Source organism: Pontibacter rugosus (assembly GCF_042678745.1).
Lineage (GTDB): Bacteria > Bacteroidota > Bacteroidia > Cytophagales > Hymenobacteraceae > Pontibacter > Pontibacter rugosus.
Genome location: NZ_JBHTLD010000512.1, coordinates 1 through 613 on the forward strand (window position 1 = coordinate 1; position 613 = coordinate 613).

Sequence of the window (613 nt, forward strand, 5' to 3'; positions counted from 1 at the left end):
GGAGGCATGCCCGGGCTAGGATGCACGTGGACGATCGTGCCTCTCTTATCCGAGGTCTTGTCGACGACGACCTTCTTGAAGTACTTCGAGGACGTCGGATCGGCAACCACCGGGTACGTCGCGTTGGCGTGTTCAACGACCTGCGTCAGCACGTTGCCGTGAACCTCGTAGCGAGTCGGGACCTTAGTGCCGGCAGCATCGACGGCCCACGGGGTGAGGAAGTGCGTGATCACGTCGCCCGCGGTGTCCGCGACCGTCACTGACCGGTCATCTTCCACCGTCAGCACTGCAGGAGCGCCGTCGACAGCGACCGGGTACGAATACTCGGTGGGTGCGGAAGTACCGTCGATCGTCGTACCGATGACGACCGAACCGTCGTCGCGGGTCGAGGAGACGGTGGCGGAGCCGTTCTCGTTGTCGTAGGAAACAGCGTTCAACCCGGCGTGCTGTTCCGCCGGCGCACCAGTGGTCGGGATTCCGATCGAGTACTCCCGCTCCGTGTCGCCGACCTGCGTTCGGACCGCGATCGCATCGCTGGTCGTCGTCGGGTAGGTGACGTCCGTACCGGCAGCGCTGGTAGCAAACCCATCACCTGTCTTGCTCAACTCCGATG

The 613-nt window shown here is 63.8% G+C and carries 1 protein-coding gene; it reads right to left on the reverse strand.

What is annotated here, in order from left to right:
* Positions 1-613, reverse strand: a 613-nt coding sequence (locus ACFQ2O_RS22195; RefSeq protein WP_377533194.1) for a hypothetical protein, incomplete at both ends; no start/stop codon positions are given.